At 62.7% G+C, this 23163-nt stretch carries 20 protein-coding genes and 1 tRNA gene; 11 read left to right on the top strand and 10 right to left on the bottom strand.

Features of this window, described 5'->3' with window-relative positions; translation table 11 throughout:
* Positions 1 to 52 precede the first annotated feature (52 nt).
* Complete coding sequence (ybaL, locus tag RMET_RS11475; protein ID WP_011516989.1) at positions 53 to 1279, top strand: cation:proton antiporter domain-containing protein; 1227 nt, start codon at positions 53 to 55, stop codon at positions 1277 to 1279.
* A 20-nt stretch (positions 1280 to 1299) separates the two neighbouring features.
* Here the strand turns inward: ybaL and RMET_RS11470 are convergent, their stop codons facing one another.
* Positions 1300 to 2217, bottom strand: coding sequence for a LysR family transcriptional regulator (locus RMET_RS11470; protein WP_011516988.1), 918 nt, complete (start codon positions 2215 to 2217; stop codon positions 1300 to 1302).
* 102 nt (positions 2218 to 2319) lie between these two features.
* On the opposite strand from RMET_RS11470, the gene RMET_RS11465 reads away from it, so the two are divergent.
* Positions 2320 to 3408 (top strand): YeiH family protein, encoded by a 1089-nt coding sequence (locus RMET_RS11465; RefSeq protein ID WP_011516987.1) that lies wholly within the window; start codon positions 2320 to 2322, stop codon positions 3406 to 3408.
* An 8-nt stretch (positions 3409 to 3416) separates the two neighbouring features.
* On the opposite strand, the gene RMET_RS11460 is transcribed toward RMET_RS11465, so the two are convergent.
* Positions 3417 to 3502: transfer RNA gene (locus RMET_RS11460), tRNA-Leu, on the bottom strand.
* A 173-nt stretch (positions 3503 to 3675) separates the two neighbouring features.
* Here RMET_RS11460 and RMET_RS11455 point away from each other — a divergent pair.
* Both RMET_RS11455 and RMET_RS11450 read left to right on the top strand, forming a co-directional pair.
* On the top strand, positions 3676 to 4002 hold the full coding sequence (locus RMET_RS11455; protein ID WP_011516986.1) for a hypothetical protein: 327 nt from the start codon (positions 3676 to 3678) through the stop codon (positions 4000 to 4002).
* 247 nt (positions 4003 to 4249) lie between these two features.
* Positions 4250 to 4657, top strand: coding sequence for a heme-binding protein (locus tag RMET_RS11450; protein WP_008642389.1), 408 nt, complete (start codon positions 4250 to 4252; stop codon positions 4655 to 4657).
* A 210-nt stretch (positions 4658 to 4867) separates the two neighbouring features.
* Here the strand turns inward: RMET_RS11450 and hemP are convergent, their stop codons facing one another.
* The 4 genes from hemP to RMET_RS11430 form a co-directional block, all read right to left on the bottom strand.
* A complete protein-coding gene (gene hemP, locus RMET_RS11445; protein WP_011516984.1) occupies positions 4868 to 5194 on the bottom strand; it encodes a hemin uptake protein HemP in 327 nt (108 codons plus the stop codon).
* A 208-nt stretch (positions 5195 to 5402) separates the two neighbouring features.
* Entirely contained in the window at positions 5403 to 5816 is a 414-nt protein-coding gene (locus RMET_RS11440; RefSeq protein ID WP_011516983.1) for an ExbD/TolR family protein, read from the bottom strand.
* Positions 5817 to 5848: 32 nt separating this feature from the next.
* Positions 5849 to 6580 carry a MotA/TolQ/ExbB proton channel family protein gene (locus RMET_RS11435; protein ID WP_008642395.1) on the bottom strand — a complete coding sequence of 244 codons (732 nt, stop codon included), beginning with the start codon at positions 6578 to 6580 and terminating at the stop codon, positions 5849 to 5851.
* A gap of 53 nt (positions 6581 to 6633) precedes the next feature.
* Complete coding sequence (locus tag RMET_RS11430; protein WP_011516982.1) at positions 6634 to 7293, bottom strand: energy transducer TonB; 660 nt, start codon at positions 7291 to 7293, stop codon at positions 6634 to 6636.
* 456 nt (positions 7294 to 7749) lie between these two features.
* Between RMET_RS11430 and RMET_RS11425 the strand changes: the two genes are divergently transcribed.
* On the top strand, positions 7750 to 10065 hold the full coding sequence (locus RMET_RS11425) for an AAA family ATPase (RefSeq protein ID WP_011516980.1): 2316 nt from the start codon (positions 7750 to 7752) through the stop codon (positions 10063 to 10065).
* Here the strand turns inward: RMET_RS11425 and murI are convergent.
* The 4 genes from murI to RMET_RS11405 form a co-directional block, all read right to left on the bottom strand.
* Positions 10055 to 10867 carry a glutamate racemase gene (gene murI / locus RMET_RS11420; protein WP_011516979.1) on the bottom strand — a complete coding sequence of 271 codons (813 nt, stop codon included), beginning with the start codon at positions 10865 to 10867 and terminating at the stop codon, positions 10055 to 10057. The two genes, RMET_RS11425 and murI, sit on opposite strands and share 11 nt — an antisense overlap.
* Positions 10868 to 11043: 176 nt before the next feature.
* Positions 11044 to 12567, bottom strand: a complete 1524-nt coding sequence (locus tag RMET_RS11415; RefSeq protein ID WP_008642400.1) for a fumarate hydratase — start codon at positions 12565 to 12567, stop codon at positions 11044 to 11046.
* Positions 12568 to 12719: 152 nt separating this feature from the next.
* Entirely contained in the window at positions 12720 to 13274 is a 555-nt protein-coding gene (locus RMET_RS11410; protein WP_011516977.1) for a TIGR00645 family protein, read from the bottom strand.
* Positions 13275 to 13367: 93 nt separating this feature from the next.
* The gene (locus RMET_RS11405; protein ID WP_011516976.1) at positions 13368 to 14294 is read right to left on the bottom strand and encodes a DMT family transporter; all 927 of its coding nucleotides are present in this window, start codon (positions 14292 to 14294) and stop codon (positions 13368 to 13370) included.
* Positions 14295 to 14590: 296 nt separating this feature from the next.
* Between RMET_RS11405 and acs the strand changes: the two genes are divergently transcribed.
* From acs to RMET_RS11380, 6 genes are all read left to right on the top strand, one after another.
* A complete protein-coding gene (gene acs / locus RMET_RS11400; protein ID WP_011516974.1) occupies positions 14591 to 16573 on the top strand; it encodes an acetate--CoA ligase in 1983 nt (660 codons plus the stop codon).
* Positions 16574 to 16681: 108 nt separating this feature from the next.
* Complete coding sequence (locus RMET_RS11395; RefSeq protein WP_011516973.1) at positions 16682 to 18733, top strand: sodium:solute symporter family protein; 2052 nt, start codon at positions 16682 to 16684, stop codon at positions 18731 to 18733.
* Between the two features lie 378 nt (positions 18734 to 19111).
* Positions 19112 to 20362: an IS256-like element IS1090 family transposase gene (locus RMET_RS11390; RefSeq protein WP_011515352.1), complete on the top strand. Its 1251-nt coding sequence runs from the start codon at positions 19112 to 19114 to the stop codon at positions 20360 to 20362.
* Between the two features lie 304 nt (positions 20363 to 20666).
* Positions 20667 to 22163: a flagellar filament capping protein FliD gene (gene fliD / locus RMET_RS11385; protein ID WP_011516972.1), complete on the top strand. Its 1497-nt coding sequence runs from the start codon at positions 20667 to 20669 to the stop codon at positions 22161 to 22163.
* Between the two features lie 484 nt (positions 22164 to 22647).
* Positions 22648 to 22821, top strand: coding sequence for a hypothetical protein (locus tag RMET_RS33560; RefSeq protein ID WP_155877853.1), 174 nt, complete (start codon positions 22648 to 22650; stop codon positions 22819 to 22821).
* A 2-nt stretch (positions 22822 to 22823) separates the two neighbouring features.
* Complete coding sequence (locus RMET_RS11380; protein ID WP_011516969.1) at positions 22824 to 23051, top strand: hypothetical protein; 228 nt, start codon at positions 22824 to 22826, stop codon at positions 23049 to 23051.
* The last annotated feature ends 112 nt before the right edge of the window (positions 23052 to 23163 follow it).

The following is a 23163-nucleotide window of genomic DNA, read 5'->3' as shown; positions in this document are numbered from 1 at the left end:
GGGGCGGGTGGTCCCCAGAACATCGAGACAACCATAAAGGAACCCCAGACGCATGCATCACGCCACCCCGCTCATCAGCACAATCGTCGGCGGTATCGTGCTGGCGTTCATTCTGGGTGCGATTGCCAACAAGTTCAGGCTACCACCGCTGATCGGCTATCTTTGCGCGGGCATCGTCGTGGGGCCGCATACGCCTGGCTACACGGCAGATCAGACGCTGGCGCCGGAGCTTGCGGAGCTAGGCGTGATCCTGCTGATGTTCGGCGTCGGGCTGCATTTCTCGGTCAAGGACCTGATGGCCGTGAAGCGAATCGCCATTCCGGGGGCGATCGTCCAGATCAGCATCGCCACGGCTCTCAGCATGTTGGTGGCCTGGGGGTTCGACTGGTCCTGGGGGCAAGGGCTCGTGTACGGGCTGGCACTCTCGGTGGCCAGTACCGTGGTGCTGCTGCGCGCGCTGCAAGAGCGCGATTTGATCGAGTCGCCACAAGGCCGCATTGCCGTGGGCTGGCTGATCGTCGAAGATCTCGCGATGGTGCTGACGCTGGTGTTGCTGCCGGCCATGGCGCGATTGCTTGGTGGCGGTGATGCCAATGCGACAGCGCCGACCACGATGGAGGTACTGATCGAGGTCCTCTCCACGCTTGGCAAGGTGGCCGCGTTCGTCGCGGTGATGCTGGTGATTGGCCGGCGCTTCATTCCGTGGATGCTTGAGCGCATTGTCTGGACCGGTAGTCGCGAGTTGTTCCGCCTTGGGGTGCTGGCCACCGCGCTGGGTGTGGCCTTCGGCGCCTATGCGTTGTTCGGCGTGTCGTTTGCCCTCGGCGCCTTCTTCGCCGGCATGGTGCTGGCCGAATCGGAATTCAGCCATCGCGCGGCAGAGGAATCACTGCCGCTGCGCGATGCCTTCTCGGTGCTGTTCTTCGTCTCGGTGGGCATGCTGTTCGACCCAATGGTGCTCGTCAACGACCCCTGGGGGGTGCTGGCGACGCTCCTGATTATCGTCGTCGGCAAGTCGCTCGCCGCGCTCGGCATCGTGCGGGCCTTTGGCCTGAATAACCGGACCGGTCTGACGATTGCCGTGAGCCTCGCGCAGATCGGCGAGTTCTCCTTCATTCTGGCCAGCCTCGGTGTCTATCTGGACATCCTGCCAGAGCGGGGGCAGGCGCTGATCCTTGCGGGTGCATTGCTGTCGATCGTGCTCAATCCCGTGCTGTTTCACCTGCTCGACCGCTACACCGCGCGCGAAGACAAGCAGGGTGATCCGCAACCTGCCTGATCGGTTGCCGCATAATCTTGTCAGGCGCCGAGACTTGGCGCCACGCCTCGCAGGTACTCGGTAAACGCAAGCAGCCCCTGGGTGGGAAACTTGTCCTGATGGACGACCAGCTGGAGCGGGCGGATCACGCGGGGCAGGTCGCTTCGTAGTGCGACGAGCAGCCCACGCTCGATTTCGTCGCGTACGACGTGCAACGACAGGCAACTGACGCCGAATCCGCTCATGACGGCGCGCTTGATGGCTTCTGCATTGCCGAGTTCCAGTGCAAAGCGCAGCGCGCCCAGTTCGGGTACCAGGCGGGCCTCGATGATTTCACGCGTGCCGGAACCTGGTTCTCGCACGATCCAATCTGCGTCGCGCAGCATGTCGTGAAACTGCGGCGATTGCTCTCCCGCGACGGCCAACGGATGCGTAGGCCCAACGACCACCACCATCTCGTCATCGCACCAATGCACGCTGCGCAGATCGCGCTCCTGGCTCGTGCCTTCTATCAGGCCGATGTCGGCCTCGAACTTCATCAGTGACTGCAACACATCCTGCGTGTTGCCGATGCGGAGGTCGAGTGCGCATGGGCCAGTCTGGGCATTGCGGAATCCCGCCAGCAAGGCGGGCAGGATATAGCTGCCGATGGTGTTGCTGGCGGCGATGCGCAACTGGACACCACCTTCCGAGGCGAAGCGCTCCAGTTCCTGCGCTTGATCGAGTAGCGATAGTGCGCGGGGAAAGAACTGCCGTCCCGCTTCATTGATCGCAAGGCGTCTGGCCACCCGGTCGAATAGCGCCCCGTTCAATGCCCGCTCAAGCTCGGCCAGCGATGCGCTGACGGCCGATTGCGACATCGCAAGGGCGTCGGCCGCGGCGATTGTGCTGCCGTGCTGGGCCACAGCCACGAACACCTGCAGTTGGCGCAAGGTAAGGCGTAGCGGCCGCTGATCCATTATTTATCGATATTTAGGGTTACGACTACCAATATTACCCGTTTTACGGGTTAGGTGTACGTCGATACCCTACATGGCATCGAACGAAAACCAGTTGCCGCCATGTCTTCCACGCCTGCTACACCCGCGATTTCCCCGACTCAGCAGTCGGCGCTGGCGCTCTGGCGCATGAGGCTCATCACGCTCTTACCGCTTGGCGCCATCGCGTGGATCTCCATGGTCCTCGCCGATCACCCCGCGATTGCCCATTACGGCCTTTCTGCCCTGACCCTGGCGATGGGTGCCGGCATGGTGGCTGCCAATACGATGCCGAAACATTGGCTCGCGCCGCTTGCCCCCGGGATGCAGTTCGCGCGCCATCATCTGTTGCGCCTGGGTGTCGCCCTGTACGGTCTTCGCCTGACATTTGGCGCAATTGCGGCGCTTGGCGTCGGTGGGGTGGTGGTGCCGCTGACGATGCTCGTCGCCACGCTGCTCTTCGGCACGTGGGTCGGATCGTCGTTCTTCGGGTTGAGCCGTCGCGAAGCCATCCTGGTCAGCGCCGGTAGTGCTGTTTGCGGAGCGGCGGCGGCGATTGCGGTGTCGTCGGTCGTGCGTACCGATGACCGGCAAACGGCTGTGGCGGTGGCCACGGTGGTGCTTTTCGGAACGGTGGGGATGTTGCTTTACCCCTGGCTCTACGAGCTCGCCACGCAACACTGGCACCTTGCCATCAGCGAACGGAGCTTTGGCATCTTTACCGGCGCCACGCTGCATGAAGTGGCCCAGGTGATTGCCTCGGGAAAGATGGTCAGCGATGGCGCGGCCGATGCGGCGGTGGTCGCGAAGATGGTGCGCGTGCTCGCACTGGGCCCCCTGCTGCTGGTCATGGCGCTGTGGCCTCGCACGAGCTGGTCGCAGGCGTCCGGTGGCTCGCGCAATCTGCATGGGCTGCTCCGGTCGGTGCCTTGGTTTGCGTTGGGGTTCGTCGCTGTGATGGCGCTGAATTCAGCCCAGATGGTGCCGGCGGACTGGAAGCCTGCCCTGATCGGCTTCGATAACTGGATGCTGGCTTGCGCCATGCTTGCCATCGGCCTGCACACCCGCATCGGAGATCTGCTTCGCGCCGGCCGCAAGCCACTGGCGTTGGCGGGCGTCCTCTTCCTGTTCCTGATGGTCGTTGGTGCTGCGCTTTGCGCGCTGCTGGTCTGAGTAGAGCCTGGTGCGGCCGACGGGACTCGAACCCGTAAGCCCGGAAGGCGGCAGATTTTAAGTCTGCTGAGTCTACCAATTTCTCCACGGCCGCACGGCAAGCCCGGTATTGTGGTGGCTTAGCCTGCCGGACGCAAGCTGTTCAACTTGCGACAGAAGTGATGTGCCTGTTACCGGTGGTAACAATGTAGCGCCCGCCGTTTCACCTGAAAAAGCGTGAGCCTCTACAATTCGGTTATCAGAACCCAAATTCCAAGAGGCACGATCATGAAACGTTGGTTGTTCGCAGCATTCGGTGTGACCGCCGCGCTGATGTCGGGCGCTGCAATGGCACATGTGAGCGTTGGCGTGGCGATCGGCGTGCCGGGCGTGGTGATTGGTGCTCCGGCCTATTACCCGCCAGCGCCGGTCTACTATGCGCCGCCGCCGGTGGTGGTCGCGCCTGGACCCGCCTACTATGGTCCTCCTCCCGTCGTGGTGCGGCCGGCTCCGGTCTACTATGGTGGCTACGGTTACTACCGCGGTGGGCCCCGCTACTACTACGGCCCGGGCTGGCATGGTCGCGGCCACGGTCATGGTCGCTGGCATGACTGATTAACCGGCAGGATGTCATCCGAGAAAGAAGCCCCTGACTGGGGCTTCTTTCATTTCTGGCGGTCACTGGCAGGCGTGCTCTGCGGTGCCTTCGGGGTTGCCGGGTGTCTTGCGTGCGTGACAATGCGTCAAGTCGTGCGTCGGGTGAAGGTCTTTCACATTTTGCCGCTGTCGTGGAATGCATCGGCCCGCCCCGGGGGCGATATACTTGCGCCTCATCCCTGACATGAATCGATGGAGAGAGGTAATGCAGCAAAAAACCGTACTGACGGCAGATGACGTGAAGAAGGTGATGGCCGCTGCCGAGGCCGAAGCCCTGGCCAACAACTGGGCCGTCACGATTGTGGTCGTCGATGACGGTGGTCATCCGCTGGCAATGCAGCGTTTGGATGGCGTAGCGCCGATCTCGGCCTACATCGCCACGGAGAAGGCGCGCACCGCATCGCTGGGTCGCCGTGAATCCAAAATCTACGAAGACATGATCAACAATGGCCGCTACTCGTTCATGACTGCCCCGGTACTGAACGGCATGCTGGAGGGCGGTGTGCCTATCGTCGCCAATGGCCAGGTAGTGGGCGCGGTTGGTGTGTCGGGCGTGAAGTCGACCGAAGACGCACAGATCGCACGCGCTGGTATTGCTTCGCTGGGCCTCTGATCGCCCGAAGCAAAAAGCCCCGCGAACGCAACGTCCGCGGGGCGGTATAAAAAGGCGGCATGGCTGGCGTGGTCGGCACGGCAAGGGGTTTGGAGTTGCTTGCTATGCCGGGGATCCAATCGACTGGCTACTGCCCAACGCCCCGGTACGGGGCGGTCCCCACAAAAGTCTTTGCATACCCGACCTTCCGGTCCGGGCCACCTGACCAGATCACTTGGTCAGAATCAGTTTCCCGTAGCGCGTGACACGCAGCGTATAGACGTTCCCGTTGTGCAGAATCGGCAGCGTCGTCGCGCCGTGCATGATGGCTTCTAGCGGTACGGGCTGCGCGGTGCTACCGACGGCCGGCGCGTCCTGGCGCATCAGTGCTTCCAGGCGAGCGGGCAGGGCGGCGACCGCCGATTTGACCGATTCGATTGCTGACGAGGCCGTCGACGTCTCCCGCCTGTCCTGCTGGACAACCTCCACGCGGCGCAGTGACAGACGGCGGCGCGTGACTTCACGCGGTTGCGACATCGGCAGGCTCAGGGTGCTCATGGTCTTCTCCGTACGAAGTATTCAAAGGTGTCGGTGACGATGGAGATGATCATAAATGAGAATTGTTATCATTACAAGCGCGATCGCAATTCGTTACACCCACATCAGTCTTCGAACACGGCTCCTGAGCAGATAAGGCGTCGATCACTAAAAAACAAGGGCACCCCGAGGGGTGCCCTTGTTGCGATGACACAGTTGCGCGACCGGTCTAGTGCTTCGGTTCGGTAATGAACCCGATCTTGCCGAGGCCGCCGTGCTGCGCCGCGGCCATGACCTGGGCGACGCGCTCGTAGCGAACTTCGCGGTCCGCGCGCAGATGCAACTCCGGTTGCGGCTGCTGCAAGGCGGCTTCCGAAATGCGCTGATCCAGCGTGGCGTCGTCAACTTCCTGCTGGTTCCAGAACACCTTGCCTTGGGCATCGATCGAGACGTTGATGCTCTGCGGCTTGGCGTCGTTGGGCTGGTTAGTCGCGCGCGGCAGGTCGATCTTCACCGCGTGATTGATGACGGGAATTGTGATGATGAAGATGATCAGCAGCACCAGCATGACGTCGACCAGTGGCGTCATGTTGATCTCGCTCATCACCTCGTCATCGTCTCCGTCGAGCGTGCCGAATGCCATGATGCTTTCCTTCCTGCGTCTGCCGGGCAGACTTAGTTCTTGACGGCCAGGCGGACCGACGCGTCATCGGCGCGGACGCCACCAGTGGTCGGGCGCACACGGGCGCCGGTCACGAAATAGGCGTGCAGGTCGTGCGCGAAGCGGTTCAACTTGCTGATGACGCCCTTGTTGCCGCGGCTCAGCGCGTTGTAGCCGAGCACGGCCGGGATCGCCACGGCCAGGCCGAAGGCGGTCATGATCAGCGCTTCGCCCACCGGGCCGGCAACCTTGTCGATCGTCGGCACGCCGGAGGCGCCAATGCCGATCAGCGCGTGGTAGATGCCCCACACGGTGCCGAACAGGCCGACGAACGGGGCCGTCGAACCCACCGACGCCAGAATGGCCAGACCTGATTGCATTCGCGCCACGGCTTCGTCGATCGCACTCTTGAGCGAACGGGTCAGCCAGTCCGAGATGTCGAGTGCGTCATGCAATTGCGGCTGGCTGGCGCGGTGATGCTGAGCCGCCTCACGGCCGGTGACGGCCAGCATGCGGAACGGGTTGGCATCGTTGGCGCCGAGCGTGTCGAGCGCGTGGTCGAAATCGTCGGAATGCCAGAAGCGCTTTTCCGCGCCGTGCGCCATCTTCTTGAGGCGGATCAGATCCCACGCCTTGGTGAGGATCACGATCCACGACAGGAGCGACATGATCAGCAGAATGATGGCGGTCGCGCGCATGACGAAATCGCCTTGCGACCAGAGGTGGGAAAGTCCGAGGTCCTGCATGGTGGTTCCTGAAAAGGGTCAGTGTAAGGAAGTGTCGGAAAGATTCCGGGAAATCAGTTCAATTCGAAATTGATCGGCTGCTGGGCGGTCACCGCCACGGCTCGACCATTATCCATATAGGGCTTGCAACGCATCGCCTGCACCGCGTTGACCGCCGCCGTATCCAGGCGTGTCGATCCGCTCGACGTGACAATGGCAGTCTTTACCACATGCCCGGTTTCGTCCGTGGTCAAACGCACCACGGTCTTGCCGGTTTCGCCCATCCGGCGCGACTGCGACGGATACGTGACCTGCGGCGGCGAACATGCGATCTCGCCGATACCCACTGCACGCGGTGCGGCATTCGCCGGGGCGGCAGGTGCGGCGGGCTCGGGTGCGGGCGCCGGTGGCGCAGGCGGAGCGGGCGGCGCTTCGATCGCGGTAGGCGAGGGCGGCAGCGATGCCACGGGCGTAGGCGTGGGTTGTGGCTTGGGCGGCGTCGGGCGTGGTGTCACGACCTTGACCTGCTTGGGCGGTGTTTGCGGCTGCTGCTTGGGCGGCTCTGGCGCCGGCGGCTGCTGCGGAGGTTCCATCGGGATGATGCGGGCAATGATCTCGGGGGCGATGACAGCTTCCGTCATCTTGCGAGCCAGCCCGCTCTGGATCAAATACAGCAGTCCTGCGTGGAACAGCAGGACCGCGATGGTGATCTTGAAGAAACGTTGATCGAACATGTGAAGAACGACAGGTGTACGCCAGATGGCGCAATCACTTGCGGTAGAACAGGATCAGCGAGATGCCACATCCGACCAGCAGGCTCAATAGCAGTTCCATGATGATAACGCTCCAGAAATAGATACCTCGAAGAAACCGGTTCCCGGGGGGAGCGCCACTCTTGGGTAGCGTATCAGGGTGACAGTATAAACGATAATGATTCTTATTTGTTGCGCATTGTGCAATGCGTGATCGGGATTCTTTCCATCCCCGGATACGCGCCGCATCAGTCGGCACTCCGGGGTTGCGGGTGCGTTACGTGGGCCAGCTCGCGTAACGCAACGTCTCGCCGATGCTCCACACCCGCAAAACCGCGCTAGGATTAACAAATACAGCCATTAGCGGCAGACACGGCACAGGTGCAGCGCGTTCCCCGCGGTCCGGACGCCGAACGCCCCGTGCGAAGGGAACTGGCAATGGACTTTACCCGTTTTGCTGATGACGACCGCATGATGGACGACCGCACCACGCTGTTGCGCGCCTCGTCCGGCGTCGCGGGGACGTCGCCGCTGGACTGGATGTGCGCCCAGTTCGCGCTACGCGTGGTCTGCGCGCTGGGTCCCCGCTTCAATCTGCGCAGCAATATCAATGACGTGCTCACCGTCAGCGCGCAGGAAATGGTCTGGCCCTACGGTGTGGTGCTGCGCGTGCAGCGGTTTCTGTCGGCGCGCTGTGCCGACATGCCGGCGTGGAAGGGGGCCGCAAGGCTTTCCCCGGAAGAATTTCTCGATCGCCATGGCCAATGGAACAGTGCCTTCGATGAAAGTGCGCTGTTTTACTACCTCGACGAGTACGTCAAATACCACGCCAAGGACATGTTTGCCGTGTTCGCGGCCTCATCCGCCGCTATTACGGCGAGGCTCGATGGCGAACGCGTGCTGCTGGTGCGCAACATCGACATGCTCAGCCACGTGCTCAACCTGCCCGAGCATGAGCGCAAGTTGCTGTTGTTCGCGGCGCTGGCGAAGTACAAGCGCGATCTTCGCGCGGTGATGGTCGACTGCAAGGTCGCTCACAGCCAGGAAGCGTTCCAGATCCTGGCGGGCCTGACTGGTGCCAGCCCCGGCGATATTGCCGTCTCGCTGCGCCCGGGTTCGCGGCTCGAAACCCTCAATCTGATCGAGCAACCCCTGCCGGAAAACAGCGTGACCGATCTGGGCGATTTGATGCGCCTGTCCGATCGCCTGTTGCACGTCCTGCTTGGCAACTACGCCAGCGAGGCGGACATGATGGCCGTGTTCACGCGGCCAGCCGCACCGCCGACGCTGGGGACGAGCGACTATCCGCATGTGGAAGCCGACGCCCGTTACCTCACGGCGCTGATGGCCAATGCCACGCGCCAGAATGCCACCGGCGTCAATGTCCTGATCTATGGCCCGCCCGGCACAGGCAAGACCGAGTTCGCACGACTGATCGCGCGTGAGGCCGAGTGCGAGCTTTATGAAGTCGACTGCTTCGATCGAGACGGCAACAGTCTTTCGGGCAAGGATCGGTATCGGTCGCTGCAGGTCTCGCAGGCCTTTCTGCGCGGGCGGCCGCGCACGGCACTGCTGTTCGACGAAGTGGAGGACGTATTTCCGGGCAGCGCGCGCGAGCTGATGAGCCTGTTCGGCCAGGAAGACACGCGCGGTTCGGTCAACGGCAAAGCATGGGTCAACCAGACGCTGGAACAGAATCCGGTGCCGGTGATCTGGATCTCGAATTCGATCCGGCAGATCGATCCGGCATACCTGCGCCGCTTCCAGTTCCACCTGGAGCTGAAGATCCCGCCGCCGCTGGTGCGCGAGAACATTATCCGCAAGCACCTGGGCGGTCTGGCCGTCAGTGATGCCTTCATCGCCACGCTGGCAGCCCGCAAGACGCTGACACCGGCGCAGGTACAGTCAGCCGCGCGGTTCGTGGAGCTGGCGCGGCCCGATGTCGAGGAACCCGTGGAAGCGCTGATACTGCGGCAGCTTGAACACGCGGATCGCGCCATGGGATTGCAGCCCGAAGCGGTAGTGCGTCCCGTGGTGACGCACTACCGCCTGGATAATCTGAATCTGGAAACGCGCTACGCGGTGAACAAGATCGTGCAGGCCCTCGGCGCGCGCAAGCGCGGCACGCTCTGCTTCTATGGGCCACCGGGCACGGGCAAGACCGCGTTGGCCGAGCACATCGCCGCCGAGCTAGATCTGCCGCTTATGATTCGCCGCGCCTCCGACCTGATGAGCAAGTATGTGGGTGAGACTGAGCAGCAGATCGCGGCCATGTTCGCGCGCGCGGAGGAGGACGGGGCGGTGCTGCTACTGGACGAGGCCGACAGCTTTATGCAAAGCCGCCAGCAAGCGGTGCGCAACTACGAGGTGTCCGAAGTCAACGAGATGCTGCAGGGCATGGAACGCTTCAACGGCATCTTCATCTGCACCACCAATCTGTTCGATCGGATCGACGAAGCCGCGCTGCGTCGGTTCTCGTTCAAGATTCGCTTCCAGGCGCTCAAGCCGGCGCAACGGATCTCGATGTTCGTCGACGAAGCACTCGATGGCGATGCGGCGAACATGACCGACGCCATTCGCCGGGAACTCGATGGGATGGATTGCCTGACACCGGGCGACTTCGCGACAGTCAAACGGCAGTGCGTGGTGCTTGGCGAAGCGCTGACGCCCGAGGAATTTCTGGCGCAGCTACGTCAGGAACACGCCGTGAAGCCCGAAGTGCGGCATCACAAGCCGCTGGGCTTTATTCAGTAGCTGGAGCAGGTTCGATCACGACCGTCTCGGCGTTGGCCTCGACATGAAGCAGCGCTGCGGCCATTTCGCGCAGATGGGCGGCGTCCTTGGTGGACAGGTAGCGCACGCTCGGCGCCGTGTCGGGGCTGGCCGCGAGGTCGAACTCCGCGAGCTTGCGTGCGAGTTGGCGTGCGATGGCCACGCCCGTGTCGATCAGCGCCAGTCGTCCGTCGACCAGGTCATCAATCGTTTCCGACAGGAACGGGTAGTGGGTGCAGCCCAGTACAAGGGTGTCGGCGCCGGCCTCGAGCATCGGTGATAGCAGGGTACCCAGGGTTTGGCGGACCGTGTCGCTCGACACATCACCTTGCTCGATCAGCGGTACCAGGCCGACGCCTGCCTCGCAGAGAAAGCGACTCTCATTGCCGAGCGAGGTCAGCAGCCGGTTGAACTTGGCGCTCTTCAGCGTGTTGGCCGTGGCCAGCACGCCCACCACCTTGCTGCGGCTGGCCGCGGCGGCGGGTTTGAGTCCCGGCTCCACGCCGATAATCGGCACGGCAAGACGTTCACGCAGTGTCTGCACCGCATGCATCGTTGCGGTATTGCAGGCGATCACCAGTGCCTTGCATCCCTGCGCGACGAGCCATTCGCAAACCTGCAGCGTGCGCGCCTCCACGAACCGCTCGGGCTTTTCGCCATACGGGGCGTAACGGGAATCGGCGAAGTAGAGCAGCGACTCGTGCGGCAGCAGCGCGCGCACTTCGCGCAGGACCGACAGGCCACCAAGGCCAGAATCGAAGATGCCGACGGGGGAGGGGTTCACGCGCGCAGTGTCGAGGAAGGTTTGCTTCCCTCTCGCTTGTGGGAGAGGGAAGGGGAGAGGGAAGGGGAGAGGGCGGGCTGTTCCATCAACGGCAGGTCGTGATTTGAACTACTGCACCTTCTCCCCCAACCCCTCTTCCACGCAGCGGGAGAGGGGCGTACTACACGTAGCCGGATTTAGGCCGTCGCGACCGGAATCTTGCCGATCTTGGCCTGCCACTCGGCGGGGCCGGTCTTGTGGACGGACGTGCCCGAGCTATCCACGGCCACCGTCACCGGCATGTCCTTGACGTCGAACTCGTAGATGGCTTCCATGCCGAGGTCTTCGAAGGCGAGGACCTTGGCGCCACGGATCGCCTTCGACACGAGGTAGGCAGCGCCACCCACGGCCATCAGGTAGGCCGACTTGTGCTTCTGGATCGATTCGATTGCGGTGGGGCCACGCTCGGCCTTGCCGATCATCGCGATCAGGCCAGTCTGCGACAGCATCGTCTCGGTGAACTTGTCCATGCGGGTGGCGGTGGTGGGGCCAGCCGGGCCAACCACTTCGTCACGTACCGGATCCACGGGGCCTACGTAGTAGATCACGCGGTTCGTGAAGTCGATCGGCAGCTTCTCGCCCTTGGCCAGCATGTCGGCGATGCGCTTGTGCGCGGCATCACGGCCGGTCAGCATCTTGCCGTTCAGCAGCAGCGTCTGGCCGGGCTTCCACGAGGCGACTTCTTCCGGCGTCAGCGTGTTCAGGTCAACGCTTTTCGACGTTTCGGTGTTCGGTGCCCACTCGACCTTCGGCCATTGCGACAGGTCCGGCGCTTCCAGCTTGGCGACGCCGCTGCCGTCCAGCGTGAAGTGCGCGTGGCGGGTGGCCGCGCAGTTCGGGATCATGGCCACAGGCAGGTTGGCCGCGTGGGTCGGGTAGTCCAGCACCTTCACGTCGAGCACGGTAGCCAGGCCGCCCAGGCCCTGCGCGCCGATGCCCAGTGCGTTGACCTTCTCGTACAGCTCGATGCGCAGTTCTTCGGCGCGGTTGCTCGGGCCGCGGGCGAGCAGGTCCTGAATGTCGATCGGCTCCATCAGGGCTTCCTTGGCCAGCAGCATGGCCTTTTCAGCCGTGCCGCCAATGCCGATGCCCAGCATGCCCGGCGGGCACCAGCCGGCGCCCATGGTCGGGACAGTCTTGAGCACCCAGTCGACGATCGAGTCAGACGGGTTGAGCATCACGAACTTCGACTTGGCTTCGGAACCGCCGCCCTTGGCTGCGACGATCACGTCCACCGTATCGCCCGGAACGATCGACATGTTGATCACCGCCGGGGTGTTGTCCTTCGTATTGGTGCGCTTGCCGGCCGGATCGGCCAGCACGCTGGCGCGCAGCTTGTTGTCCACGTCGTTGTACGCGCGGCGCACGCCTTCGTTGACCATGTCTTCCAGGCTCATCGTGGCGCCATCCCAGCGCACGTTCATGCCCACCTTCAGGAAGACCGTCACGATGCCGGTGTCCTGGCACAGCGGGCGCTTGCCTTCGGCGCACATGCGGCTGTTGGTCAGGATCTGCGCGATCGCATCCTTGGCGGCCGGACTCTTTTCCAGCTCATAGGCGCGGCCCAGGCTGGTGATGTAGTCCATCGGATGGTAGTAGCTGATGTACTGCAGGGAATCGGCGACGCTCTGGATGAGGTCTTCTTGCTTGATGACTGTCATTTTGTGGGGGATGGGCAGCGGTGAAACACAGCCCGGAATCATACACCGTCGCGGCGACGGCTGCCGCTTTGCATACAGCCGTCGACACGAGGTTTGGTGGCGGGATGGCCGCAGGCGTCACCCGGGTGGCGGGCAACCGTCCCGGCGCGCGGTCAGTGTGTCGTTTCTGCCGCACCGCCGGCAGCGCCGGGTCCGGCGGCCGGGTGCGGATGCGTGACCATGCGGTCCACCCAGGCCATCGCCACGGCCGAGAGCAGGAATGCCAGGTGGATGATGACCTGCCACATGATCGTATGTTCGCTGCGCTGGTCGGCGTCGATGAAGGTCTTGAGCAGGTGGATCGACGAAATGCCGATCAGCGCCATCGACAGCTTGACCTTGAGCACGCCGGCATTGACGTGGTCCAGCCATTCGGGCTCGTCGGGGTGGTTGTCGATGCCCAGGCGCGACACGAAGGTTTCATATCCGCCCACGATGACCATGATCAGCAGGTTCGAGATCATCACCACGTCGATCAGGCCCAGCACGACGAGCATGATCTTGGTCTCGTCGAAGGTCGTGACGTGCGACAGCAGGTGCCAGACCTCGACCAGGAAGTGATAGACGTAGACGCCTTGCGCGACGATCAGACCGAGATAGAGCGGCAGTTGCAGCCAGCGCGAGGCGAAGATGATGCGGGGAATCGGGCGAAGCGGGGAGTGGGCCATGGAATTGAATGTAAGTACAGCAAGACAATCAGGATGGGTTCTGATTGTACCGTGCGCATTTGACACCTCGCGCCGCGATTCGGTAACCGAACGTCACCGGCCGGGGTCGCCTCCCAACGCCCGGCGCGCGATCGGTCCGGGCCAGCTTGCCAGTACGATGCCTGCGAGCACGCATGCCAGCGCCACGCCGTGCGCCCAGCCCGGACGCTCGCCGAGCACCACGATGCCGTAGAGTGCCGCGGCCACTGGCAGCACCGACGTGAACACGCCGGCCAGTTGTGCCGGAACATGGCGGACGCCTTTCATCCAGAGCCAGAACGAGAACACGCTGGCCGACAGCGCGTACCAAAGCAGCATCGCCCAGGTGGTGCCGCTCACGCTGCCGAAGTCGAACGTCAGCAGCGGCACCAGTCCTAGCGGCAGCATCAGCGCGCCGCCGATCAGATGTGTGTAGGCGCAGATTTCGATTGCGGCCAAGGTCTGGGAGAGCCGGCGCGACAGAATCACGTAGATCGACTCGCATACCACCGCGCCCAGGATCATCAGGTTGCCGATCAGCGCGCCGCTGCCGCCACCGCTGCTGGTCGCGGCATCATGGCCGCTGCCGCGCGCGATATTGAGCACCGCGATACCCGCCACGGCCAGCAGCACAGAGAACACCGTCCGCCGCGACAGCCGCTCGCGCAGCCAGAGCCATGACAGGATGGCCACCGTGGCCGGAATCGTGCTGGTGATCACCCCGGCGGCCATCGCGCTGGTCAGTCGCACGCCGCCCAGCATCAGCAACGTGAACATGAACGTGCCGAAGAACGCCATCAGGAACAGGTTGATCCATTCGCCACGCGAGACCTGGCGCATCCGCGCTGGCCTATACCACGGGGAAAGGCAGACGATCGCGATCAGGAAGCGCAGCAGCGCGAACAGCAGTACCGGTACTTCCGCGATGATGGATTTGCCCAGGCCTACGTTGCTGCCAACCAGGGCCATGGCGGCGATCAGGAAAAAGGCGTGGATGGGCAAGGGGTGTCCGGCAGGAAGGGGTGCGACGTGGAGACGACGGAAACACTGACGCCGGAGAAAGGGCGCGCCAGAAAGGGCGTGCGCGACGTTCAGGTATAGGGTCCGCCGCATTATAGCTGTGCTAACTTAGTAGAGCCGACTGCACTTGTGCCCCAGCGTCTCCCGAATCAGGCCCCACCGGTCTGTTGCGACGCAGCATCGTTGCAAGTGGGATGCTTGCCTGAACCGTCAGGTTTAAGTAAGGCGTCGAGCGTACCTTGCACCGAAAGCAGTCAAAGTCAAACAGGAGACAACCCATGTCCGCCATCGAGTCGGTGATGCAGGAGCATCGCGTTTTCAATCCCCCTGCGTCGTTCGCCAAGACCGCCGCGATCCCCAGCATGGAGGCCTACCAGGCCCTGTGCGACGAGGCTGCAAAGGATTACGAGGGCTTCTGGGCCCGCCACGCACGCGAGCTGCTGCATTGGCACAAGCCGTTCACGAAGGTGCTCGACGAGAGCAACGCGCCGTTCTACAAGTGGTTCGAGGATGGCGAGATCAATGCCTCGTACAACTGCCTCGACCGCAATGTCGAGAAGGGCCTCGGCGACAAGACGGCCATCGTCTTCGAGGCCGACGACGGCACGGTGACGCGCGTCAGCTACCAGGAATTGCTGGCGAAGGTCAGCCGCTTCGCCAACGGCATGAAGGCCCTTGGCATCAAGAAGGGCGACCGCGTCGTGATCTACATGCCAATGTCTGTCGAAGGCGTCGTGGCCATGCAGGCCTGCGCGCGCATCGGCGCCACGCACTCGGTGGTGTTCGGCGGCTTCTCGGCGAAGTCCCTGCAGGAACGTCTGGTGGACGTGGGCGCCGTGGCGCTGATCACGGCCGATGAGCAGATGCGTGGTGGCAAGGCGCTGCCGCTGAAGGCCATCGCTGACGAGGCGCTGACGCTGGGCGGCTGCGAGGCCGTCAAGAACGTGATCGTCTATCGCCGCACGGGCGGCAACGTTGCCTGGACCGAAGGCCGTGATCGTTCGATGGAAGACGTCGCCGCCGGTCAGTCCGATAACTGCCCCGCCGAGCCCGTTGGCGCCGAGCACCCGCTGTTCGTGCTCTACACGTCGGGCTCCACCGGCAAGCCGAAGGGCGTGCAGCACAGCACGGGCGGTTACCTGCTGTGGGCGCTGATGACGATGCGCTGGACCTTCGATATCAAGCCCGATGACATGTTCTGGTGCACGGCCGATATCGGCTGGGTCACCGGCCACACCTATATCACCTACGGCCCGCTGGCCGCAGGCGCCACGCAGATCGTGTTCGAAGGCGTGCCGACGTTCCCGAACGCCGGCCGGTTCTGGGACATGATCCAGCGCCACAAGGTCTCGATCTTCTACACCGCGCCGACGGCGATCCGCTCGCTGATCAAGGCCGCCGAGGCCGACGAGAAGATCCATCCGAAGCAGTACGACCTCTCGAGCCTGCGCCTGCTGGGCACCGTGGGCGAGCCGATCAATCCAGAGGCATGGATGTGGTACTACAAGAATATCGGCCGCGAGCGTTGCCCGATCGTCGATACGTTCTGGCAGACCGAAACTGGCGGCCACATGATCACGCCGCTGCCGGGCGCCACGCCGCTGGTGCCGGGCTCGTGCACGCTGCCGCTGCCGGGCATCATGGCGGCCATCGTCGACGAAACCGGGCAGGACGTGCCGAACGGCAATGGTGGCATCCTGGTCGTCAAGCGTCCGTGGCCGTCGATGATCCGCACGATCTGGGGCGACCCGGAGCGCTTCAAGAAGAGCTACTACCCCGAGGAACTCGGCGGCAAACTGTACCTGGCTGGCGACGGTTCGATCCGTGACAAGGAAACCGGGTACTTCACGATCATGGGCCGTATCGATGACGTGCTGAACGTGTCGGGCCATCGCATGGGCACGATGGAAATCGAGTCAGCGCTGGTCTCGAACCCGATCGTGGCCGAGGCCGCCGTGGTGGGTCGTCCCGATGACACCACCGGCGAGGCGATCTGCGCGTTCGTGGTGCTCAAGCGTTCGCGGCCGACGGCTGAAGAAGCCGTGAAGATCGCGGCCGAGCTGCGCAACTGGGTGGGCAAGGAAATCGGCCCGATCGCCAAGCCGAAGGACATCCGCTTCGGCGACAATCTGCCCAAGACGCGTTCGGGCAAGATCATGCGCCGCCTGCTGCGTTCGCTGGCCAAGGGCGAGGACATCACGCAGGACACCTCGACGCTGGAGAACCCGGCCATTCTCGATCAGCTCAAGCAAGCCCAGTAAAGGCCAGCCAGCGGATCCGGAAAACGGATCGTCCCGGTCACGCATCCGTGACACCCATCGTGCCCGCCTCGGTTTCATGCTGAGCGGGCACGATTTTCTTTCTTGCTGATGCCAGACACCCAGTCGCGCTTTCGCCGCCGGTTGATGCTGTACTACGGCCTGTTCACGCTCGGGCTGTTTGGTTTCGTCGGCATGATGGGCTTGCTGGAGCATTCCAACGCGGATGCGCTCTGGCTTGGCTACGTCTTCCTCTTCGTCACGATCGCGATCTATGCGTGCATCGGCCTGATCTGCCGTACCTCGGATCTCAACGAGTACTACGTGGCGGGACGGCGGGTGCCGGCCATGTTCAATGGCATGGCGATCGCCGCGGACTGGATGAGCGCGGCATCCTTCATCGGACTGGCCGGCATCATCTTCGTCTCGGGCTACGAAGGGCTGGCCTATGTAATGGGTTGGACCGGCGGCTACTGCCTGGTGGCCTTCCTGTTGGCGCCATACCTGCGCAAGTACGGCGGCTACACGATCCCCGATTTCCTGGCGGCGCGGTACGGCAACGGCAAGCCGGGCGGCAACATGCCGGTGCGCGCGATCGCCGTGCTGGCTGCATCGCTATGTTCGTTCGTTTATCTGGTGGCGCAGATCCAGGGAGTCGGGCTGATCGTCACGCGCTTTATCGGCGTGGAATTTGCCGTTGGCGTGTTCTTCGGTCTGGCCGGCATTCTCGTCTGTTCGTTCCTGGGTGGAATGCGCGCCGTGACGTGGACGCAGGTGGCGCAGTACATCATGCTCATCGTCGCGTTTCTGCTGACGGTGTCGCTGATCGCGTGGAAGCACCACCACGAAGTGCTGCCGCAGGTCAGCTATGGCAAGTTGTTGAGTCAGATCGACCAGACGGAAAAAGCGATCGAGCGCGATCCGGCCGAAATTCAGGTGCGCGAGATCTTTCAGCAGCAGGCCATAGCGCTGCAGGACCGCATCGCGCGACTGCCGGAATCGTTCCTGGAGGAACGCAACGCGCTCGACGCCAGATTGCTCGAGTTGCGGGCGCGCAATGCGCCGCTGCGCGAGATCAAGAGCGTGGAGCGCGAACGCCTGGCATTCCCGGTCGATGCGGCGGACGCGCTGCAACAGTGGACCCAGATGCGCGAGGATGCGCTCGCACGCAGCCGGGTTTCGACGCCCTCGACTGAGCCATACCCTGCGGCTTCGGAGCAGGAGCGCAAGACGCAACGGCTCAACTTCGTGCTGCTGGTGTTCTGCCTGATGCTCGGGACTGCCAGCCTGCCGCACATCCTGACGCGCCTCTACACGACGCCATCGGTACGCGAATCGCGCAACTCGGTGGCCTGGGCGGTGTTCTGCATTGCGCTGTTGTACGTGTCCGCGCCAACGCTCGCGGCGCTGGTCAAGGCCGAGTTCCTGCAGCATCTGGTAGGTACGCCATACGCCGAGTTGCCGCAGTGGGTGGTGCAATGGCGGAAGGTCGACCCACCCGTGTTCGGCATCCGGGACATGAACGGCGATGGCATCGTCCAATGGGCCGAGATCCTGATCCAGCCGGACATGATCGTGCTGGCCGCCCCGGAAATCGCCGGGCTTCCCTACGTGATCTCAGGACTGGTCGCGGCCGGCGCGCTGGCGGCAGCGCTGTCCACAGCCGACGGCCTTCTGCTCACCATCGCCAACGCGCTGTCGCACGACGTCTACTACCACATGGTCGACCGCCAGGCGAGCCACCAGCGGCGCGTGACGACCGCGAAGGTCGTGCTGCTAGGGGTGGCGCTATTTGCGTCCTATGTCACGTCGCTGCGGCCCGGCAACATCCTGTTCCTGGTCGGCGCGGCGTTCTCGCTGGCGGCATCGAGCTTCTTCCCGGTATTGGTACTAGCCATCTTCTGGCGCCGCACCACTGCAGCGGGCGCGGTAGCCGGCATGGCAACCGGCCTGGGTGTGGCGGTCTACTACATCTTCGTCAACTACCCGTTTTTCACCAAGATGACTGGAATCTTCGGCAACCGCTGGTTCGGCGTCGACCCGATTGCATCGGGCGCGTTCGGTGTGCCAGCCGGGTTTGCCGCGGCCATCCTGGTCAGTCTGGTGACGCCGAGGAATGCGCCGGTGATCGACAGGTTGGTGAATTATCTGCGGAAGGGGTAGCAGGGTATTGCCTAATGCCCATTGTCCATTGCGCATAGGGCAAAAAAACGCCCACACCTGAGAGGCAGTGGGCGCGCGGGAATAGATCAGTTGGGGTCACAACGGATCTTGCTGGGACCGGGAGGTGCCCAACGGATCAAGTCTGCTCCCTGGTGCGCGGGGGTTCTATTTGATGTTTCCGAATTTAGTCTGGGACTCTTCCGCAATTGACATTCCACACGCTGCAGGAACGATAGTCTTTCGCGCCACCGCCGTAGTCGCTTTGTCATCCAAGAGCCTTCGAAGCGTTTGAATGCGAAAAGCACGTCCGCGCAACGGGCCATGTGGGACTGTCGGAGATTTCGTGTTTAAGGCATAACATGCTCCCAAGGAGAATGTATGCCTCGCAAACCGAAAGCCCCGCTGGCAGAGCTGCCGGCGATCCCCGCCGAGCTGCTTGAGCAGTTCGGCAATGGCCCGATGACGGCCGAAGCCATCCATGCCGCGACCCTGGCACTCAAGAAAGCGCTGATCGAGCGAGCCCTGGGCGGCGAGATGAATCATCATCTCGGCTATTCACCGGGCGCAGCCAAACCAGCCGCCGTCACCAACCAGCGCAACGGTAAAGGTGCGAAGACGGTTCTGACCGAAGATGGCCCAATCCGAATCGAGGTGCCTCGCGACCGTGACGGCAGCTTCGAGCCGTTGCTGATTCCAAAGCACGAACGGCGCTTCACGGGCTTCGATGACAAGATCGTCGCCATGTACGCTCGGGGCATGACCGTGCGCGAGATTCAGGGTTTCCTGCAGGAGCAATACGGCACCGAGGTCTCGCCCGATTTCATCAGTTCGGTTACCGACGAGGTCATGGCCGAAGTCACCGCCTGGCAAGCCAGGCCGCTTGAGCAGATGTATCCGGTCGTGTTCTTCGACGCACTGCGAGTGAAGATCCGTGAGGATGCCGTCGTACGCAACAAGGCGGTCTATCTGGCGCTGGGCGTTCTGCCCGACGGCACGCGCGAGATTCTGGGGCTGTGGATCGAGAACACCGAAGGCGCCAAGTTCTGGATGAAGGTTTTCAACGATCTCAAGACGCGCGGCGTCAACGACATTCTGATCGCAGTGACCGACGGCCTCAAGGGCATGCCGGAGGCGCTGAGCGCAGTATTCCCGGCGACCACGCTGCAAACCTGCATCGTCCATCTGATCCGCAACAGCCTGAATTACGCTAGCTGGAAAGATCGCAAAGCGCTAGCCGCCGCGATCCGGCCGATCTACACCGCGCCGAGTGCGGAAGCCGCCGAAGCTGAGCTCAATACGTTTGCCGCGGGACCATGGGGGCAGAAATTCCCGACGGTCAGCGCTTCATGGCGTAACGCCTGGGACCGCGTGATCCCGTTCTTCGCATTTCCGCCGGCGGTGCGCAGGGTGATCTACACGACAAATGCCATAGAAAATATCAATTCGCAGCTACGCAAGATCATCAAGACCCGAGGCCACTTCCCGAGCGACGAGGCAGCGACTAAGCTTATCTGGCTGGCGCTACGCAATATCACCTCTGACTGGGGTCGTGCCGCAAAAGATTGGAAGGACGCAATGAACCAATTTGCTATCCTCTACCAGGATCGATTCGTTCGACCATCCGTGTGATTCTCAACCCGCCTTGAACACGGAAATTCTGACACCCCCAGCCATGTTTCCACTTTGTATTGGATCTGAGTCAGACAGCCCCACACACGCGCCTCAACTTCTTGCAGTACGTTACGCAACGTCACCGCCGGTTAAATGCCGGCGGAAGCAGCGCCAGTTCATCAATAAGCGCCAGTTTCTCGTTGCTATGGTGATGACGGGCTATTGCGTGCAGAACAAGCAATAGCCTGGTTGCAGAACCTGGGCATTGCTCAGGCTGCCCGATATCGTCACAGACGAAATATCCCCTCACCAGAAGCGAGTCATGACTACGACATCCAGTACGACTTCCGCCTCAAGCTCCGGCCTGATATCCAACCTCGGCGTTGGTTCCGGACTTGATCTGAGCTCCTTGCTCGATCAGCTCACTCAGGCCGAGCAGGCACCGCTGACCGCGATCACCCAGGAGCAGCAGAGCTACCAGACCAAGCTCTCCGCATATGGGCAGATCCAGAGCATGCTGGCGGCATTCCAAGGCTCGGCCAGCCAGCTTGCCAGTCAGTCCTTCTTCCAGGCAACGACTGCCAGTTCCAGCAATACCGCCGTGTTGAGTGCAGCTGGCAGTAATACGGCGGCCACCGGCAACTATGCGGTCAACGTCACGCAACTCGCGCAGGCGCAATCGCTCGTCTCGAAGGGACAGGCCAACCAGGCCGCTGCCATCGGCACCGGTACCATCCATGTCGATTTCGGCTCGATCTCCGGCGGCACGCTTGACAGCAATACGTCCAGCGCCACCTACGGTACATACACCGGGGCCACGTTCACGGCCAACAGCGCCAACACCGGCGTCGACATCACGATCGACAGCAGCCACAACACGCTGCAGGGCATCGCCAGCGCGATTAACAACGCCAACGCCGGCGTCACCGCAAGCATCATCAACGACGGGTCCGGCACACCCTACCGCCTTGTGATCAACTCGAACAATACGGGTGCCACCAACAGCGTGCGGCTTTCGGTCAATGAAACCGATGGCGGCACGGCGCTAGCGAACCTTGTTGGATACGATCCTGCCGGAACGCAGAACCTGCAGCAGACCGTTGCTGCCCAGAATTCCCAGCTCACGGTCAACAATATCGCCATCCAGAGCACCAGCAACACCGTGAGCGACGCGGTGGCCGGCGTGACCATGACATTGGCGCAGACAGGTACCAGCAGCGTCTCGGTGCAACGCGACACCAGCTCGATCATGACGGGCATACAGGGATTCGTCACCGCGTACAACAACCTCCAGAGCACCTCTGCCTCGCTGTCTGCATATGACCCCAGCACTCAGACGGCTTCGCCGCTGACCGGAGACTCCACGTTGAGCATCATGCAGTCGCAGATGCGCAGCCTGCTGAATACGCCCCAGTCGAACAACGCCCTCACCACGCTCTCGCAGATCGGCATCTCGTTCCAGGACGACGGTACGCTGGCGGTCGACACCAGCAAGCTGACCACGGCGCTGAACAACAATGCCGGCGCGGTGGCCAACCTGTTCGGCAACACCGACGGCGTAAGTGGCTATGGCAATCAGATCAGCACGTTGGTCAAGAACCTGACCAGCAGTACCGGTGCACTGACCACGGCAACCGCGGGCATCAACAACACACTCAAGGATCTGAGCAATCAGTACGATCAGACGCAGACGCAAATCAACGCGGATATCGCCAACTACAAGGCGCAATTCACGCAGCTCGACGTGATCATGTCGCAGATGCAGAGCACCAGTGCCTACCTGACGCAGCAGTTCTCGACCAGTAGTAGCAAGGGATAACGTCGGAAGAGCGAGGGCACTGCCGTCTGGTGACGGCGGTGCCTGCCGTGACCCTGTGTCCGACGCACAGGGTCACGGCCAGGGGGCAGGGCAAAAGAGCTGATGGATTGGTGGGAAAACTGCCGGGCAGCCAAGCTCAAAGCGAGAACGCGCCCGGATCACACCGCACGGGTGTCAAAGAGCCCGGTCGCATTGACGCCCTGCGCCGCCAGCCTGTCGCTGGGGACCGTTGCCTGCCTTTCTTACGTGGTTGACAGCAACTTCATCCAGGGTGTCGATTGTGCGGCACACGACACCATGCCGCGCGCCTCCCGGCCGGTCATGGCGAGGACCTCGAGGGACCACGCACGACCGGCGCAAATCAGGCCAGCGTATTGATGATCGAGCCAGCCGGCACTGCCGCGGCGCTCGCTTCGACCGCCAGCGAATTGCTCGCGTCCGCTGAGGACGTGCTCGCAATGGCCTGTGCGGGGGCCGCGCCTCCATGATGGTGATGACCGCCGCCATGATGGGCCTGCTTGAGCTTGGCCAGCGCCTGCTGGGCGCCGCTCAGATCATTGTTCTGCAAGGCCTGCGCGATCTGCCGGAAGTCGGCGCTGCGCTGCGCGGTGTTGTTCTGGTCGGAGGCGGCCGGCAGGTATATGGCATCGAAGGCTGACCATGCTCAAACGCTACCTGCTGAACATCCTCTCCGCGCTGGACCGTCTCGCCAACGCCATCACCTTTGGCAGCGGGGACGAAACGATCAGCAGCCGACTCGGCAAGGCGCACGCCAAAGGCAGCCGGTTCGCCTGTGTGTTCTGTCGCTTCCTTGACCTGTTCCAGAAGGATCACTGCAAGCTGTCGATCAACCCCGACGATGGGGCGAATGCAACGGTCCCGGACTGAGGATGGAAGCCACGAGCAAAGTAGATCAATCGAACAGTTTGTTCATTGCCGGTATCAGGCCAAACACCCATGCCGCAAGCGCGATGATCAAAATCGGGTGCAACGACGAGAG

This window comes from Cupriavidus metallidurans CH34 (genome assembly GCF_000196015.1).
Classification (GTDB): Bacteria; Pseudomonadota; Gammaproteobacteria; order Burkholderiales; family Burkholderiaceae; genus Cupriavidus; species Cupriavidus metallidurans.
This window is presented reverse-complemented; position numbering and strand designations above follow the sequence as displayed.

Excerpts from the sequence above, each read along its gene's own strand:
- ybaL (WP_011516989.1), top strand. The coding sequence starts at position 53 with ATGCATCACGCCACCCCGCTCATCAGCACAATCGTCGGCGGTATCGTG.
- RMET_RS11470 (WP_011516988.1), bottom strand. The coding sequence starts at position 2,217 with ATGGATCAGCGGCCGCTACGCCTTACCTTGCGCCAACTGCAGGTGTTC.
- RMET_RS11465 (WP_011516987.1), top strand. The coding sequence starts at position 2,320 with ATGTCTTCCACGCCTGCTACACCCGCGATTTCCCCGACTCAGCAGTCG.
- RMET_RS11455 (WP_011516986.1), top strand. The coding sequence starts at position 3,676 with ATGAAACGTTGGTTGTTCGCAGCATTCGGTGTGACCGCCGCGCTGATG.
- RMET_RS11450 (WP_008642389.1), top strand. The coding sequence starts at position 4,250 with ATGCAGCAAAAAACCGTACTGACGGCAGATGACGTGAAGAAGGTGATG.
- hemP (WP_011516984.1), bottom strand. The coding sequence starts at position 5,194 with ATGAGCACCCTGAGCCTGCCGATGTCGCAACCGCGTGAAGTCACGCGC.
- RMET_RS11440 (WP_011516983.1), bottom strand. The coding sequence starts at position 5,816 with ATGGCATTCGGCACGCTCGACGGAGACGATGACGAGGTGATGAGCGAG.
- RMET_RS11435 (WP_008642395.1), bottom strand. The coding sequence starts at position 6,580 with ATGCAGGACCTCGGACTTTCCCACCTCTGGTCGCAAGGCGATTTCGTC.
- RMET_RS11430 (WP_011516982.1), bottom strand. The coding sequence starts at position 7,293 with ATGTTCGATCAACGTTTCTTCAAGATCACCATCGCGGTCCTGCTGTTC.
- RMET_RS11425 (WP_011516980.1), top strand. The coding sequence starts at position 7,750 with ATGGACTTTACCCGTTTTGCTGATGACGACCGCATGATGGACGACCGC.
- RMET_RS11415 (WP_008642400.1), bottom strand. The coding sequence starts at position 12,567 with ATGACAGTCATCAAGCAAGAAGACCTCATCCAGAGCGTCGCCGATTCC.
- RMET_RS11410 (WP_011516977.1), bottom strand. The coding sequence starts at position 13,274 with ATGGCCCACTCCCCGCTTCGCCCGATTCCCCGCATCATCTTCGCCTCG.
- acs (WP_011516974.1), top strand. The coding sequence starts at position 14,591 with ATGTCCGCCATCGAGTCGGTGATGCAGGAGCATCGCGTTTTCAATCCC.
- RMET_RS11395 (WP_011516973.1), top strand. The coding sequence starts at position 16,682 with ATGCCAGACACCCAGTCGCGCTTTCGCCGCCGGTTGATGCTGTACTAC.
- RMET_RS11390 (WP_011515352.1), top strand. The coding sequence starts at position 19,112 with ATGCCTCGCAAACCGAAAGCCCCGCTGGCAGAGCTGCCGGCGATCCCC.
- fliD (WP_011516972.1), top strand. The coding sequence starts at position 20,667 with ATGACTACGACATCCAGTACGACTTCCGCCTCAAGCTCCGGCCTGATA.
- RMET_RS33560 (WP_155877853.1), top strand. The coding sequence starts at position 22,648 with ATGATGGTGATGACCGCCGCCATGATGGGCCTGCTTGAGCTTGGCCAG.
- RMET_RS11380 (WP_011516969.1), top strand. The coding sequence starts at position 22,824 with ATGCTCAAACGCTACCTGCTGAACATCCTCTCCGCGCTGGACCGTCTC.